We start from the raw sequence: 15,613 nt of genomic DNA, 5'->3' as shown, positions 1-15,613 counted from the left end.
GCGGGCAAATGCCCGCGACGCTATTTTTGACAGAAACTTTACGTCTAGCGCGGCATGGAATCGGGTATAGTGTAGATACTATTGTCAGACAGGAAGTGACTGAATTGCTCTTTAACGAACCGTTACTCGCCGCAATACTGGCCTGGTTTATCGCCCAGGCGGCCAAACTTGTGACCGAACTCATTCGAACACGTGACTTTGAACTTGAAATCATGTTCGCCTCAGGCGGAATGCCAAGCTCCCACACCTCGACCGTCGTCGCGCTCGCGACCGCGATCGGCCGGGCTGAAGGCCTCGACTCAAGCATGTTCGCCCTCGCGCTCACGTTCGCGACGATCGTCATGTACGACGCGACCGGCGTCCGTCAAGCCGTTGGTTTCCAAGCCCGTCTATTGAACGACTATTTTAAAGGGATCAAGCACGACACGCCGATCTTGAACGAACTCGTCGGCCATACACCGTACCAAGTCATCGTCGGCGCATTGCTTGGCCTCGTCGTCGGACTATTTTTCCCAATGTAAAACGATACACATGTCCAGGCATGTCGGTCCCCTCTCAAAAACTGTCCATCTTTTTGTGAACTTTCACAACAGAGACGGTATAGTGATAGAGAGGAGGAATCGACATGCCTTTTTTACAGAAATCATATGAATCACTCGACACGCTTGCCGAAGCGATCGGGCAAGCGATCCGCGCACCGATCACGATCGAAAATCGCCACCATCAGCTACTCGCCTATAGCACGCATCCCGACTCGACCGACCCGGCTAGGATCGCGACCATCATCGGCCGTCGCGTCCCGGAAGCCGTCATCGAAGATTTGTGGGAAAGCGGTATCCTGCAAGAGCTGATCGACCGAGACGAGCCTGTCGTCATCCCGGCCCGGATGGCCATCGGTCTCGGCGAGCGCGCCGCCGTCGTCATCAAGCAGCAAGAAGACGTGCTCGGCTACATTTGGAGCCTGGCCCGGACGACCCCTTTCTCCGAGCAGGAGCTCACCGTCTTGAAGGAAGGGGCAAGTATTGCCAAGAAACTGCTCATGACGATCGCCATGCACGAACGTCGCATCGATGCCGAACTCGAGCGTTTCTTTTTAGAAGTGCTCGCTTCGCCATACCTCGCTTCCGCACATCGGGAACGCTTGAACGAACTTGCCCCGATTGCCGTCGCGAGTCGCCTGACGATCATCGACTGCTTGCAGCCGATCACTCCGCAATTCGCTGAGCGGTTATTTTATGCGCTTGCGACACAAGAAGCGATCGAGGTCGTCCTCCACGCTATCGACGGCCAACAACTGCTCGTCTGGCATTATATGAAGTCCGAGCTGTCTGAAGAAGAGGGCGCCCTCCTCCAGTGGGCCGGTCGCTTCGAGACCCAGCTTCAAGACAAGTTCACTGACGCCGAACCTCGCCTCGGGATTAGCGGGCGTTTCTTCGAAAGCGATACGCTCTATGCCGCGACCGAGGAAGCAAGACGGGTCACATCGCTACGCCGGAAGTTCCCGTTCGAGCTCGCTAGTGCCCGGGCGTTCGAACAAATTGGCATCTATCAACTCGTCCCCGATTTGTCCAGACGAATCGGCCTGCGCCTCGAGACGCACCCGACGATCGAACGGTTGCAGGCGTATGACCAAGTCCACCGCACCGAACTCGTGACGACGCTTGAATGGTATTTCTATTTTGACGGGAACGTCAAACGAGTCGCCGCCCACCTCCATATCCATCCGAACACGGTCTTGTATCGGATTCGACGGATCGAAGAACTGACGAGCATCACCCAAGTCTCGCTCCCGGAACGGGCCGCTATTTATTTAGCGATCAAGGCCGGACAATATCGTCAAGACGACTGACCCCCACTTTGTGAAAAATCACAAAGTGGGGGTTGTCGCTTTTAGAATCCATGCTAAAGACAGCGATTTCACTTGGGTCTATACTAGAGGTGTGAACAAATTGTGTCAGCAGATAGAAAGGGGAATTACACATGAAAATCGGGGTACTGAAAGAGATTAAAAATAACGAAAACCGCGTCGCGTTGACGCCGATGGGTGCATCAGTCTTGACGGAACTCGGACACGAGGTGCTCGTCGAGACGGGAGCCGGCATCGGGAGCGGCTTCACGAATATGGAGTACATCGACGCTGGGGCAAGCATCGTCGATTCAGCACAGGACGTTTGGGGAGACGTTGAACTCGCCTTGAAAGTAAAAGAGCCACAGCCGTCAGAGTATCAATATTTCCGTTCAGACCTTACGCTCTTCACGTATTTACATTTAGCGGCCGAACCTGAACTCACGAAAGCGCTCGTCGATTCAGGCATGACCGCCATCGCCTACGAGACGGTCGAAGTCGACCGCACGCTTCCGCTGCTCACACCGATGAGCGAAGTCGCAGGACGGATGGCTGCTCAAATCGGGGCGCAAATTTTAGAAAAACCGCATGGCGGCAAAGGGATCCTCTTGTCAGGTCTTCCTGGAGTGCCTCGTGCGAACGTCACCGTCATCGGGGGCGGTGTCGTCGGGATGAACGCGGCCCGCATCGCCATTGGTCTCGGAGCCAACGTGACAATCATGGACATCAGCCCGGCTCGTCTCCGCCAAATCGACGACCAGTTCGGGAACACGATCAACACGCTCATCTCGAACCGCTATAATATCGCGAAGCAAGTCGCCGAAAGCGATCTCGTCATCGGTGCCGTCCTCATCCCGGGCGCGAAAGCACCTAAGCTCGTCACGAAAGAGATGGTGCAACAAATGTCACCGGGGTCCGTCATCGTTGATGTCGCCATCGACCAAGGTGGGATCTGTGAGACGATCGATCATATTACGACGCATGACGCACCGACGTACGAACGCTACGGTGTGCAGCACTATGCCGTCGCCAACATGCCAGGGGCGGTCCCGCGCACGTCGACGCTCGGTTTGACGAACGCGACGATGCCTTATATCGTCGAGTGCGCTCAAAAAGGAATCTTCCCGGCGCTTCGCGAAAATGCAGCGCTCCTCAAAGGGTTGAACGTCATCGACGGTACGGTCACATACGAAGCCGTCGCCCGTGACCTCGGCTACACGTTCGTACCGGCTTCTGAAGCCGTCACGAAGCAGCTCCACGCGTAATCGAACACATCCGAAATATGCGGACAGAAAGACGCCCGAACGGAAAATCCCGTTCGGGCGTCTTTCGTATGTTTATGCGTTTTCAACGGCGATGTCTTCACCGATGATTTTCACCTCAGGTTCAAGTTCAATCTCAAACTTCTGTTTGACCGTCGCTTGGACGTGACGAATGAGCGAGATGTACTCAGTCGCTGTCGCCTGATTGATATTGACGATGAAGCCCGCGTGCTTGAGTGATACTTCCGCCCCGCCGATGCGCTTGCCTTGCAGTCCGCAATCTTGAATCAGTTTACCGGCAAAATAACCGGGCGGGCGCTTGAACACACTACCGCATGACGGATATTCGAGTGGCTGTTTCGATTCACGCTTATGCGTCAAATCGTCCATCACGTCTTTGATCGCTTCATAACCGAGCGGATCGAGTTCGAACGTCGCCTCTAGGACGATCAATCCTTCTTTTGAGACCCGGCTCGTTCGATAATCGAGGTCAAGCTCATCTTTCGAGAGCGTGAGCAGTTCGCCGTCTGGCGTCAAAACGACCGCACTCGCGATCACGTCTTTCGTCTCGCCGCCGTAGGCACCCGCGTTCATGTAGACGGCGCCTCCGACCGTTCCCGGAATACCGCATGCGAACTCCAGTCCAGACAGCTCTTCAGTGAGCGCTTGGCGCGACACGTCGATGATGGCCGCTCCTGCTTGGGCGATGATCCGGTTGCCGTCGCGGCGAATCGTGTTCAACTCGTTCAAGTTCAAGACGATGCCACGCAGGCCGCCGTCTCGAACGATCAAGTTGGACCCGAAACCGAGAATCATGAATGGTACGTTCTCGCGATGGGCGAGCTCAAGGACGGCTTGAACTTCTTCATACGTGTGTGGGGCCACGAAATAATCCGCTTTCCCGCCCAGTTTTGTATATGTGTGTGCTGACAGCGGCTCGTCTTGCTTGAAGCGCTCGGCCGGGATGATTGTGAGTAGTTGGTCTAAAAAGCTCATGCGTTGCCTCAATCCTTTACGGTCTATTTTATTAGTGCCGCAAGCGAAAAAGTTCGCCTCGGACACGTTGCTGAATGGTTTCAGTACGAAACACAGTATACAAATGTTTACCGAGAGTGACAAGCAACGTTTTCTTTACAATCTAGCAAATGGTTTACAACAATAATGATGTCGCGACGGCTACGACAATCGGGATTGTGAAATTATCCCAATCTCGATACGAAATCGCTTCTGTTAGCGTCGCTATGATAGAAATGATAAACCCATAAGTTACCACTTGCCACATCGGAATATCTTTCCACAAAAACAATAAAAAGAGTACCGCGTACGAACTTAAGAACATGGCCATGCTGCCTTGGAACGATCGCTTTTGCCCATACAGGTCATAGATCACCGTCCCGTATTTGCGTCCAATGAGGGCTGCTAAGCCGTCTCCCCATGCCAATACGAGCGAGCCCGCTAAAAAGGCGAGCGGTTCCGTCTCGAAAAAGAAGAACAAGATGACGAGGAGTGCGATCGGGTAATAGACGGTCCCGAGCGACTTCCGCTCGGTCTGATGGACCGGAGACGGGCTCTTATATAGAAGCCACGCGTTTGCGAACGTAAAGAAAACGAGCGGTATGGCGGCGATGTACCATGTGTCCATCAACCAGACGGCGAGCAATGACCAATGCCCGACCGCAATATGTACGCTCTTTCGAATTGTCTCATCCGTCCAGCCGAGGCGCTTGCCAATCTGTTCGAGACCGACGAGAAACACCAGGACAATGACGATGGACAGAATAGAACTGACCCATTCATTCATCCTTGGACCACCTTTATGTGCGATTTTTATACGTATTCATTATACCTTAATCAGGCCAGAACCTAGCTTCCTTTTCAAACATTTGGTAGAATGAGGTCAAATGACTGTATAGCCCGCGAACGAAGTCGGCTATAGAAAGGATGCCTGTATGCGCGATGCAATTTCGATTCAAACGTTGGCTGATTGCCTTCACTATATGCGGGTTGGTGACGTCGATCGGGCCATCTCACTTTTTCCTGAAGAAGTGCGTGAGCATTTCCCGAAAGAGCTTCGTAAAATCCATTTGTTTCATATTGAAAAGAACGGATTGTCGATCAATCAAATCGTGGCCTTGGCCAACACACTGACCGGAGAACATTTGTCCGCGACGACGATTCAAAACTGGACGAAACGCGAAGTTCGCAAAATCATCGGTGTCCCTCGGGTCGGTAAAAAATATTCACTGCAACAGGCTGCGATCATTTATTTGCTAGACGACTTGAAGCATTTGTTTTCGCTCGAAGAGACGAGCTCGCTGCTCGCACTCATCTTCAACAATCCCGACCGCGACGAGGACGACCTCATCTCCCCGATCGACTTCTACCGCTTGTACGCGGAGTATGCCAAGTCGACGAGCCCGATCGAGATGTTAGACACTCGTGCGAAGCGTTCGATCGAGAAGATGGGACATACCCATCCAAACATCATGCACGTCCTGAAGCTTTGTTTGTACGCGCACCGCGTGACGACACTCGAGCTCGAGGCCAAACACTATTTAAGCCGCTTCATTTGAGCCAATCAAATGAAGCTTTTTTTGTGGAACGCAAAAAAACACCAGTCGCAGTGACTGGTGTTCGTCATATTGGTTAGACTGACATGGCGACCGGCATCCGTGATTTGACCGTCAACGTCTTCAAAACTGACAACAACTCGAACATCGAGAGCTGATCCGCCTCTTTCGTCAAACAGAAAGAATCGTCATCTTGTTTGCGAAGTTCCGCCACAAGTTTTCCAGCTTTATCGCGAACACTGAACTTGTAGCGTTCGACATCGTATTGAATCGTGTAGAGACCACGTTCATAGACGTTGTATTCACACTTTTTCCCGAATAACGAGAACTTGTCTTTCAATTGACCAATCGCTTGCCCGTCGTGGTTCATGACGACCCACTTTTGACAGTTCGGGATGTACTTCCCGTGAGCGATTTGTCGACCGGACAAGTTGTGCACTTGAACACTGCCCTCCGTGTCGCGGTGAACAGATCCGATTGCATCATTTGTTTCGTCATAAATGGTCGCCTCGCCTTGCGTAAAGACACAACCTTTTACATAAATTAATTTGCGCACCGCTTTTTCCTCCTACTACGTTCCAACCTCGATTTTTGTGTTTGTTCGGTTGGTCATTCTGTGAAACCCCAATTTAGTTTCTAGTAGTCGTGTTTCTCTGTTCAACTACTACATATTTCATATGACGAAGATGATTATTGCACCGTTTGAGGAAAAAGACAACCCCTTTTTCTTCGACACAATCCGCCAGTCTGTCAAAGCTGTGAACAGGCGCCACTTTAGCGCTTAAATCCAGCCTGTTTGAGCAGCTGTTCGAGCTCTGTTCTTGCAATCAGACGAACTTGATTTGGTTCGGCGAGTTCGTATGCACTATCCGTATAGGACGAGTTCGTGACGACCCATCCTTCGTTCGCCCCGTAGTATGGAACGGACGCGGCTACTTGCTGGACCGCTTCGAGTCCGACAACTTTTTCATAGCGTTTTGCTTGGACCGCGATCGACCAGCCGTCCGACGTTTCAAGGAGCAAATCCGCCCCGAAATCACGTGACGCCGGTGTGACCGTCACGGTGTACCCGAGCGCTGTGAATACTTCTTCTAAAAACAGCTCAAACTCACGGCCGTCCATTCGATCAATCCGATCAATCGTCGACAGGCGCATCCGCCAGATGAGCCAAGCAATCCCGAGAGCGAGCACCGTGACGACGCTCCACATCGGTGCTCCCCACCACCATAATCCGATGGCGATCAATAGGCTAAGCGCCATTCCTTTCACGTCAATCGTCCTCCCTACCGTTTCTTTTATTTACTTTACCGAATCAATGCAGGAAAACAAAGGGTCTTCTGTCGAATGTATTCCAAATGTACCCGTTTGATATAAAGAAGGAGGGATCAAACGTTAATGGAGAAAAGGATGTATCTCCAAAACGAACTGCTGCACGCTTTACCTTACGGCGTCGCGCTGATTACGAAGGACGGTACGATCGTTCAGGCGAATCGTCCGTTCATGGAGCAGTTTCCTGAAGACTTACAGACGAAAACGAATATTTTCCACATGGTCAACCAGTCACCTCTCACCATGGAATTGTCGCGCCGGATGGAGCAAGGACTTCCTTGGATATACGAGATGCCGACGATTCGCGTCCATGCGATCCCATATGAACATATATATATTCTCTCCATCGAGCCGCTCCCGCTCGACACGCGGGTCACGGTCCAACATAACGCCTTTGAGGCGATGATGCATACCGAGCTCGACATGGCGATGATCATGACAGATGCCAATCTGCTCATCAATCGCTTCAATAAAGGAGCGACCGAGCTGTTCGGCTATCAACCTCACGAAGTGCTCTATGAGATGACACCGTTCGCCTTGTTCGAGTCGCGAGAACTGAGTGAGAAGCGAACGCATTATCAAGACGAGACGGAGCGCTTGTTGTCGTTCGAACAGATGCTGCGCGTCGCACTCGATCGTGGAGACCGAGAATGGAAGTTTCAGCGTAAAGATCGTACCCATTTTGTCGGCAAACTGTTCATGCAGCCGGTCTATGAACACAATCAAATCATCGGCTTCTTTTTCTTCGTCTTTGATGTCAGCCCTGAAATCGCGCTCAAAGGCGAACTGCTCCATAAAGAGCAGCGTTACCGCATGTTTGCTGAGTCCGTGATTGAAGCTGTCCTGTTTCACGAAGGGGGAACGATTCTTGACGCGAACAAGGCAGCCGAAACGATTTTCCGTATCCCGGCCGAGGACATGGTCGGACGCCAAACGATCGAATTTATCGCGGAAGGCTACCGGGCCGATGTCCTCAGACGGGTCCGTAATCACATTCAAACCCCGTACGAAGTCATCGGACGGCGCGAGGACGGTACCTTTTTAGAGATGGAAGTCTATCCGAAAGAAGTGACGTTCCAAGGCCAGACGCTCCGCGTCGCCGTCATGCGCGATATTAGTGACCGTAAAAAAGTCGAGCGCATGCTTGAACGAGAGAAAAATGCGATTGCTCGTCAGCGCGACATCATCCAATCGATTCTGCAAGCATCGAACGAGGCGTTCGTCTTGACCGAATCGAACGGTAGTGTCCTGTTCATGAACGTGCATGCCCGGCGCTTACTCGACCTGCCCGGCATCGCTCCGAACAAGATGCAGGAACGCATCCCGCTCCTGACGACATTCCGGAGCCGTGATCGCACTGAAATGTTAAAGAAAATCGACCTCTTGCTCGACGGGTCGGCTCGTGAAGTGTCGCTCCGCTTTTCGATTCCGCAACCGAACGATCGCGACGAACAGTATTATGAGATGTACGGAACCGGAATGGACACAAAACGGCAGATTGGTATGGATAGTGGCTTTTTGTTCGTCTTCCGCAACCGGACCGAAGAAGAGCGGATGGACCAAATCAAAAACGAGTTGGTCAGCACCGTCTCACACGAGTTGAGAACGCCATTATCTTCTCTATCGGGATACATCGAATTGATGCTGACACGTGACTTGTCGAAGGACAAGCGCGAACGTTATTTAAAGACGATGGCGAAAGAAGCGAAGCGGTTGACGGACTTGTTGAACGACTTCCTTGATATTCAGCGCATGGAAGATGGCAATCAAGAGTATAAACAAGACCGCTTCGTCCTGAACGAGCTCGTCCGTGAAGTCGTCGAGCGCTTCCGCGAGACGACTGACCACTCGATTCATTTCGATGATGCCGACGAGTTGCTCGTTCTCGTCGCCGACAAAGACCGGATCGAGCAAGTCATCATCAACTTGCTTTCAAACGCCATCAAGTACTCACCTCACAGTCATGAGATTGAAGTTCGCGTCCGGAAAGAGCACAAGCAAGCCCACGTGTCCGTCCAAGATTTTGGAATCGGGATTCCCGAGCACGCGTTCGAAGAACTGTTCAAAAAATTCTACCGTGTCGACAACTCAGATACGCGTCAAATCGGAGGCACCGGCCTCGGGTTGTCAATCTGTAAGGAGATCATCGAGTCGCACGGCGGCAGCATCGAAGTCGAGTCGAGCGTAGGCGTTGGCTCGACGTTCACGTTCACGTTAGATGTAGCGGAGGAGACGTCATGAATCAATATGCCTTTACCGGTTTCCCAGGATTTTTAGCAGGAAAGCTGATTACCCATCTCGCGACATTGCCAGATCAGATTGGAACGATCTATGCGCTCCATTTACCGGCACAACGACCAGAAGCGCTCGCTTTGAAACAAGAACTGTTGGCCACGACTTCGCTTCAAGACGAGCAGTTAGTGCTTGTTGAAGCCGATATCACACTCCCGGAAGTCATTCTCGACCCGATCATGCGGTCGGTCATCGAACGGGAAGTGAATTATATCTTCCACTTAGCGGCCGCTTATGACTTGAGCATCCCGTATGACGTCGGCTACCGAGTCAACTTGCTCGGGACGAAGCATATGACGGCGTTCGCCAAACGGGCAAAACATTTAAAGCGATACGTCTACTTTAGTACCGCCTACGTCTCCGGACGCCGCCAAGGGACCGTCTATGAGAACGAGCTATGGCATCGGGTCCAGTTTAAAAACCATTACGAGGCTACGAAGTATGAAGCGGAAGCCATCGTCTCCCGTGAACTCGGCTCGATACCCGCGACGATCATCCGTCCCGGTATCGTCATCGGTCATAGCAAGACCGGAGAGACGAAAAAATTCGATGGCGTCTACTTCGTGTTGAAGTTGATGGACCAGTTGCGTCAAGCGGCGCCGCTCCCGTATATCGGACGGCAAAACATCGAAGTGAACCTCGTACCGTATGACTACGTGGTCGAAGCGACTGCTTATCTCGCCCACGCCCCAGTCGGTCTAAAGCGCACGTTCCATTTGACCGACCCGTTCCCGCATGGGGCTCGGGAAGTGTACCGTATGATCCATGAAGCGATGTTTGGTCGCTCGCCTCGCGGAACGATTCCCCATTTCGCCGCAGAAACCGGATTTTCCGCTTTGCAGCTATCGGAACGATATGGGGTTCCAAAAGAACTGCTCGCCTATTTTAAGCATCAAGTCCATTTCGACACGACGCAGACGCTCCGAGCGTTAAACGGGACCGGCATCGTTTGCCCGGATTTACAAGACTACTTGCCTGACATCGTCGCTTATTACAACACACACAAAAAGCCCTGACCAGGGCTTTTTGTGTGTCTTCATCCAATTAACAGCTTCTCTTTCGGATAACGGATCTTCCGGTCCATCTGTCGTGCGACCGTGAACAGAATGGTCAGCGAGCCGACACGGCCGAGGAGCATCATGAACATGATGAACCCTTTCCCGGCGTCATTCAGTTCAGCCGTGATGCCGAGCGAGAGCCCGACCGTCCCGAAGGCAGACACGGTCTCGAACAAGAGGGCGGTCGCCGGAATATGAGCATTCGTCAAAATCGTAAGTGCCGTGATCAACATAATAAAGAAGAAGCTCGAGATGGCGACGACGTATGCTTTCTTGATTTGAAACGCGTCGACCGTCCGCTCGAGAATGACTGTCTCTTTTTTACCGACGATGAACGCCCACATGTCCGCTAAAATGACAGCGACGGTCGTCACTTTAATACCAGATCCCGTTGATGCCGCTCCGGCCCCGATATACATCAAGATGAGGATTAATCCGATCGATACCGGCGCCATCATCGAGATGTCCACCGTATTGAATCCAGCCGTCCGTGTCGTCACCGCTTGAAAGAACGTGACGTTTAACGCCTCGCCAATCGGGCGGCCGTAAAGTGCACCTTCCACTGATACCCACTCGAATAGCATAAGTCCGAACCAGGCGATTCCGTTGATGACGCCAAGCGAAGCAATCATGATTTTCGAATGCAAAGCGAGTCGCTTCCATCGTTTCACTTCGGTCGCGTCGGCAATCGTCGTGAATCCGAGACCCCCAATCATCAAGAGGATCGAAATCGTGACGACGATGGCCGTATTCTGCTCGAACTGCATCAAGCTGTCGGGCCATAATGCAAAACCTGCGTTATTGAACGCCGAGACGGCATGGAAAAAGCCATAATATAGTGCTTCGCCGAACCGATAACCGCTCGTGCTGTAAAGTTCGACCGTCAAAAATAACATTCCGATGAACTGGACGATGATGGTCGTGAAGACGATGTTGCGGACGAGGCGGACCGTTCCGCCCGGACCTGACAAGTTGAGCGATTCTTGAAGTAAGATGCGCTGTTTTAAGCCGATTTTCTTACCGAGCACACTGAGCAGCATGAGCGCGACCGTCATGAATCCGAGTCCGCCGATTTGAATCAAGGCGACGATGACGAGCTCGCCGAACGTATTGAACGATGAGCCGATGTCGATCGTCGACAGGCCGGTCACCGTGCCTGCTGACGTCGCGATGAAGAGGCAATCGATCCAAGAGACCGGCTCGGTTTGGGCGAACGGCATGTACAGTAACGTGGCTCCGGTCAAGATGGCGAGTAAAAATCCAGTCGCGATAAATCGGGCCGGTTTTTCAAAGATGAGCCGGTATAGCGCCTCAATTCGTTTTAAGCGCAATTCCCGTACGGTCAATCGATGTCGCATCTCGCTATCTCCTTTAAATCGAGTTTTCTAAGCATCATCTTACTCCTCGACGTGTAAATTGCCAACTAGAAAAATGTATCGCTAACCCTTCCTATATTTTTTTGGTAATATGAGAGATAGACTTTATGAATATTGAGGAGGTTGAATGAAACCGTGGACCCTAGTACGGTAGATCATTCGCTAAAGGATGTCTCGCGAAGGTTGGAGCGTCAATCACAATGTATGCCCGCCCATCTCTATTTCCAGCTCGAAGAACTGTTGAATTGGTCACTTGATCAAGAAGTTATGAATCAATTGTACGCATTATTAAAAAAATACGATGTGCTAACCGATATAGAGCGTGAAGAACGAAATATCAGCATCCAACTGCTGATTGACGAAAACGGCGCTTAACCATCGGAACGCATTTGCGGGAGACGAGTTAAGTCTCTCGCTTTTTTTATATCTTGATTTTTTTTAGAAAGGTGGAAAACATAGACATGGATGTCGTCACTTTAGTCGGACTTTTACTCGGTTTCTTTACGTTAATCGGAGGGATGATTTTGAAAGGAGCGGGGGTCGCTCCGCTGATCAACCCTGCGGCGCTCGTCATTATTTTTGTCGGGACGGCGGCCGCGGTCAGTATCGCCGTTTCGAAAGAACAGCTACAGACGGTACCCCAACTATTTAAGATTTTATTCAAAAAACAAGAACTGCCAAGCAAATCTGGTTTGTTGACGCAATTCGTCGACCTGTCGACGCAGGCACGTAAAGAAGGCCTGCTGTCACTCGAGACGGCACTCGAGCAAGTCGAAGAACCGTTTTTGAAACAAGGCATGATGATGGTCATCGACGGTCAACCGTCTGAATATATCGCCGAAGTGATGTCGCGTGATATCGAGAATATGGAAATACGCCATAAAGCGAACGCTGATGTGTTCACGCAAGCAGGCACGTACGCTCCGACGCTCGGTGTACTTGGAGCCGTCATCGGGCTCGTCGCCGCACTAAAAGACTTATCCGATATTGATAAACTCGGCTACGCCATCTCCGCCGCCTTTGTCGCGACGCTGTTCGGGATTTTCAGTGGATATGTTCTTTGGTTCCCGTTTGCCAACAAGTTGAAGCAATATTCGAAAAGCGAGGTCGTCGTCAAGGAAATGATGATCGAAGGAATTTTGTCGATTCAAGGCGGAGAGTCACCAAAGACGTTAGAAGATAAGTTGGCCGTGTATTTGTCTCCAAAGGAGCGAGCGAACTATGAAGCGCAAAAAGAAGCATGACCATGAAGAACACATCCCGGAAGGCTGGCTCATCCCTTACGCTGACCTGCTGACGTTACTTCTCGCTTTGTTTATCGTGTTGTTCGCCTCAAGTAACGTCGATCAGACGAAGCTCAATAAGATGTCTCAATCGTTCAATCAAGTGTTCTCAGGCGGCACGAGTGTCTTCCAAGCCTCAACGGCGTCAAACAGTGACATTAGCCGAACGGACAAGACAGATACGACCGCCAATCCGCGGACGTATGAGCTAGCCAAACTCGACGAGTTAAAAGAAGAAGTGAATCAGTACATTAAGAAAAATGGATTAGAAGACGAAATCGAGGCGACCATCAACTCAAGTGGGCTCGTCCTGACGATCCAAGACCGGGCTTTGTTCAGCATGGGGGAAGCGACACTCGACGCTGACGCCCGCACGGTCGCCCAGTCGATCAGCGGCATTCTCGAACAAGCCGGGAATCGAGAAATCGTCGTGTCCGGTCATACCGATAACGTGCCGATCAATACGGCTCGTTTCCCGTCGAACTGGGAACTCAGTTCAGCCCGAGCGACTGCGTTCATGCGAGGTCTGTTGACGAATGAGTCGCTCAATCCGAATCAGTTCACGCTCGCAAGCTACGGGGAATATAAGCCGATTGCGACGAACGAAACGGACGCCGGGCGTTCTAAAAATCGCCGTGTCGAAGTATTGATCAAGCCGCTCGTCGACTTATCAGAAGGTTCACCAAAAATGATCGAAACGCTCGTCTTACCATGAAGAAAAGCCCACTCTGCGACAGAGTGGGCTTTTTGTTAACGTGTCCATTCAAAATATTTTCGGGCGAGCTCGGTGAGCGGGCTCTCGAAGAGCCGCTTCCGCCAGTATAGATCGGCCGCTTTCTTAACGGCCTCGCTCCGCGAAGGATACGGATAGATCATACGTGACAACTTGCCGATCTTATCACCGCGTTGCATCGCATAGACGACAATCTGCATCCAATCGCCAGCCGTCATCCCGACCGCGTGTCCTCCGAGAATCTTGCCGTTCTTCCGGGTGATGATTTTGACGAAGCCTGTCTCTTGGCGATCGGCGACGAACCGATCGACTTCGGACAGCTTCGCCTCAAAGATTTCGATGTCATCCCCGTGACGCTCACGCGCCTCGGCCTCGGTCAATCCGACATGGAACACTTCCGGGTCGGTAAACGTGATCCAAGGCATCTTGCTGTAATCGACCTTGTTCCATAGCCCGAACAAGGCGTTGGCGACGACCGCCTTTCCTTCTTCGCCGGCCGCATGTGTGAACGGTAACGTCTTGATCGTATCTCCGATGGCGAAGATGTGGGACTGTGACGTCCGATACGTCGACGTCACATCGACATAGCCGTCTTTCACGTCGACTTTCGCCCGATCAAGGCGAAGTTCTTCGATGCGTGGAGCACGTCCTGTCGCCATGAGCAGTTTTTCCGCCTCATACTCGACAGTTTCCCCATCGACTTCGGCTGTGACTTTGATGCGTCCTGCCACTTCAGCAATCTGTTTGACCTTGACACCGATTTCTAGATGCAGCGCCATCTCAAGCTGTGAGCGGAGCAACGCACTGACAGACTCGTCTTCTTTCGGCAAGAACGCGTCTTGCGCCTCGAGCACGGTCACTTGGCTACCGAGCCGCGCGAACGACTGTGCCAGCTCAAGTCCGACCGTGCCGGCCCCGATGACGATGATGCTCTCTGGGAGCGTCTCTTCTTCAAACACGTTTTCATTCGTTAAGTAGGAAACGTTGTCCAATCCATCGATTGGCGGGACGGTCGGTTTCGACCCGGTCGCGATGACGAACTTTTTACCGATCAGTAAATCGTCACCGACTTTCAGTTCGTACGGGCTTTGGAACGACGCTTCTCCGATGTATACATCGACCCCGATCTTTTCGAAACGCTCCGTCCCATCGTGTTCTTGAATGATCGCCCGCGCTTTGTCGACTCGTGCTTTCGTCGTCTTATAATGATCGCGCCCGTCAAACTCGGCTCCGAGCACACGTGCGGCCTGCATCATCGAACTCGCATCTTTCGAGGCTGCGATGAGCGCCTTCGACGGGATACAGCCGACGTGGAGACAATCGCCACCCAGATGTTTTTTCTTCTCAATCAGTGCGACTTTCACACCTAAATTCGCGGCACCGGCTGCGACCGTCATCCCGGCCGCGCCTCCCCCGATTACAATCAACTGATAGTCCTTCATCCCATCAACCTCCGATATCGTTTGCTTACGTCGTCCATCCGTTTCCGGTTCACACCGAAGTCGGAATGACCGAGTCGTGAAGCAGAACGAAATTCTACTTGTCTCGCTTCATCGTCAAATAAAAATTCCACATCATCTTTAAAACGCATCACTTTCGAAGAGACGACGTAATGGAGCGTGTCCGTCGTCTCCTCGGCAAGCTCCGTCCGAGGTAGCTGCCCCATCACCATTTTGATGGTTTCGACCGTTTGATCGCGGTCTTTTCCATACGGAAGCGGGTCCATGTGCAGCGCTTTGATCGACGTTTGTGTCGATACGGCATTCGGACTTCCTTTCAACGGTTTCAATGTTTTTGCGGCCACGACAAAAAACCTCCCTCATTCTACATACAATTGTATGTATCCTGAATTCGGAAGGTTTAA

General features: G+C 51.8%; 16 protein-coding genes. 9 read left to right on the top strand and 7 right to left on the bottom strand.

Annotated features, from left to right (window positions below; genetic code table 11):
• The first annotated feature begins 95 nt into the window (after nucleotides 1–95).
• The 3 genes from EVJ21_RS11950 (at nucleotide 96) to ald (ending at nucleotide 3,111) form a co-directional block, all read left to right on the top strand.
• Nucleotides 96–521, top strand: a complete 426-nt coding sequence (locus EVJ21_RS11950) for a divergent PAP2 family protein (RefSeq protein WP_070329193.1) — start codon at nucleotides 96–98, stop codon at nucleotides 519–521.
• Nucleotides 522–625: 104 nt separating this feature from the next.
• A complete protein-coding gene (locus EVJ21_RS11945; RefSeq protein ID WP_131465989.1) occupies nucleotides 626–1,849 on the top strand; it encodes a PucR family transcriptional regulator in 1,224 nt (407 codons plus the stop codon).
• 131 nt (nucleotides 1,850–1,980) lie between these two features.
• Nucleotides 1,981–3,111, top strand: a complete 1,131-nt coding sequence (gene ald / locus EVJ21_RS11940) for an alanine dehydrogenase (RefSeq protein ID WP_071398884.1) — start codon at nucleotides 1,981–1,983, stop codon at nucleotides 3,109–3,111.
• 72 nt (nucleotides 3,112–3,183) lie between these two features.
• On the opposite strand, the gene murB is transcribed toward ald, so the two are convergent.
• Both murB and EVJ21_RS11930 read right to left on the bottom strand, forming a co-directional pair.
• A complete protein-coding gene (gene murB, locus EVJ21_RS11935; RefSeq protein WP_131490612.1) occupies nucleotides 3,184–4,104 on the bottom strand; it encodes a UDP-N-acetylmuramate dehydrogenase in 921 nt (306 codons plus the stop codon).
• A gap of 154 nt (nucleotides 4,105–4,258) precedes the next feature.
• Nucleotides 4,259–4,909: a diacylglycerol/polyprenol kinase family protein gene (locus EVJ21_RS11930; RefSeq protein ID WP_070329189.1), complete on the bottom strand. Its 651-nt coding sequence runs from the start codon at nucleotides 4,907–4,909 to the stop codon at nucleotides 4,259–4,261.
• A 148-nt stretch (nucleotides 4,910–5,057) separates the two neighbouring features.
• On the opposite strand from EVJ21_RS11930, the gene EVJ21_RS11925 reads away from it, so the two are divergent.
• Entirely contained in the window at nucleotides 5,058–5,681 is a 624-nt protein-coding gene (locus tag EVJ21_RS11925; protein ID WP_070329188.1) for a DUF1836 domain-containing protein, read from the top strand.
• A 73-nt stretch (nucleotides 5,682–5,754) separates the two neighbouring features.
• On the opposite strand, the gene EVJ21_RS11920 is transcribed toward EVJ21_RS11925, so the two are convergent.
• On the bottom strand, nucleotides 5,755–6,234 hold the full coding sequence (locus tag EVJ21_RS11920) for an LURP-one-related family protein (RefSeq protein ID WP_070329187.1): 480 nt from the start codon (nucleotides 6,232–6,234) through the stop codon (nucleotides 5,755–5,757).
• Between the two features lie 218 nt (nucleotides 6,235–6,452).
• Nucleotides 6,453–6,938, bottom strand: coding sequence for a restriction endonuclease (locus EVJ21_RS11915; RefSeq protein WP_236633536.1), 486 nt, complete (start codon nucleotides 6,936–6,938; stop codon nucleotides 6,453–6,455).
• 135 nt (nucleotides 6,939–7,073) lie between these two features.
• Here EVJ21_RS11915 and EVJ21_RS11910 point away from each other — a divergent pair, with 135 nt between their 5' ends.
• Both EVJ21_RS11910 and EVJ21_RS11905 read left to right on the top strand, forming a co-directional pair.
• Entirely contained in the window at nucleotides 7,074–9,248 is a 2,175-nt protein-coding gene (locus tag EVJ21_RS11910) for a PAS domain-containing sensor histidine kinase (protein ID WP_131490610.1), read from the top strand.
• Nucleotides 9,245–10,315, top strand: a complete 1,071-nt coding sequence (locus EVJ21_RS11905; RefSeq protein ID WP_131490609.1) for an SDR family oxidoreductase — start codon at nucleotides 9,245–9,247, stop codon at nucleotides 10,313–10,315. Before EVJ21_RS11910 ends, EVJ21_RS11905 begins: the two co-directional genes overlap by 4 nt.
• Nucleotides 10,316–10,335: 20 nt before the next feature.
• Here the strand turns inward: EVJ21_RS11905 and EVJ21_RS11900 are convergent, their stop codons facing one another.
• Nucleotides 10,336–11,715 (bottom strand): TrkH family potassium uptake protein, encoded by a 1,380-nt coding sequence (locus EVJ21_RS11900; RefSeq protein WP_131490608.1) that lies wholly within the window; start codon nucleotides 11,713–11,715, stop codon nucleotides 10,336–10,338.
• Nucleotides 11,716–11,916: 201 nt separating this feature from the next.
• On the opposite strand from EVJ21_RS11900, the gene EVJ21_RS11895 reads away from it, so the two are divergent.
• The 3 genes from EVJ21_RS11895 to EVJ21_RS11885 all read left to right on the top strand — a co-directional run bounded on the left by EVJ21_RS11895 (nucleotide 11,917) and on the right by EVJ21_RS11885 (nucleotide 13,731).
• Nucleotides 11,917–12,108 carry a hypothetical protein gene (locus EVJ21_RS11895; protein WP_233589722.1) on the top strand — a complete coding sequence of 64 codons (192 nt, stop codon included), beginning with the start codon at nucleotides 11,917–11,919 and terminating at the stop codon, nucleotides 12,106–12,108.
• A gap of 86 nt (nucleotides 12,109–12,194) precedes the next feature.
• Nucleotides 12,195–12,977 (top strand): flagellar motor stator protein MotA, encoded by a 783-nt coding sequence (gene motA, locus EVJ21_RS11890; RefSeq protein ID WP_070329182.1) that lies wholly within the window; start codon nucleotides 12,195–12,197, stop codon nucleotides 12,975–12,977.
• A complete protein-coding gene (locus tag EVJ21_RS11885) occupies nucleotides 12,955–13,731 on the top strand; it encodes a flagellar motor protein MotB (RefSeq protein WP_070329181.1) in 777 nt (258 codons plus the stop codon). The genes motA and EVJ21_RS11885 overlap by 23 nt, the downstream gene beginning before the upstream one ends.
• A gap of 35 nt (nucleotides 13,732–13,766) precedes the next feature.
• Here EVJ21_RS11885 and EVJ21_RS11880 read toward each other — a convergent pair whose 3' ends face one another.
• Both EVJ21_RS11880 and EVJ21_RS11875 read right to left on the bottom strand, forming a co-directional pair.
• Complete coding sequence (locus tag EVJ21_RS11880) at nucleotides 13,767–15,191, bottom strand: dihydrolipoyl dehydrogenase family protein (protein ID WP_070328307.1); 1,425 nt, start codon at nucleotides 15,189–15,191, stop codon at nucleotides 13,767–13,769.
• Nucleotides 15,188–15,553, bottom strand: coding sequence for a DUF1499 domain-containing protein (locus tag EVJ21_RS11875; RefSeq protein ID WP_070328308.1), 366 nt, complete (start codon nucleotides 15,551–15,553; stop codon nucleotides 15,188–15,190). The genes EVJ21_RS11880 and EVJ21_RS11875 overlap by 4 nt, the downstream gene beginning before the upstream one ends.
• Between the last annotated feature and the right edge of the window lie 60 nt (nucleotides 15,554–15,613).

Origin of the sequence: Exiguobacterium sp. SH0S2, from assembly GCF_004337185.1 — a bacterium.
Classification (GTDB): Bacteria; Bacillota; Bacilli; order Exiguobacteriales; family Exiguobacteriaceae; genus Exiguobacterium; species Exiguobacterium aurantiacum_A.
This window is presented reverse-complemented; position numbering and strand designations above follow the sequence as displayed.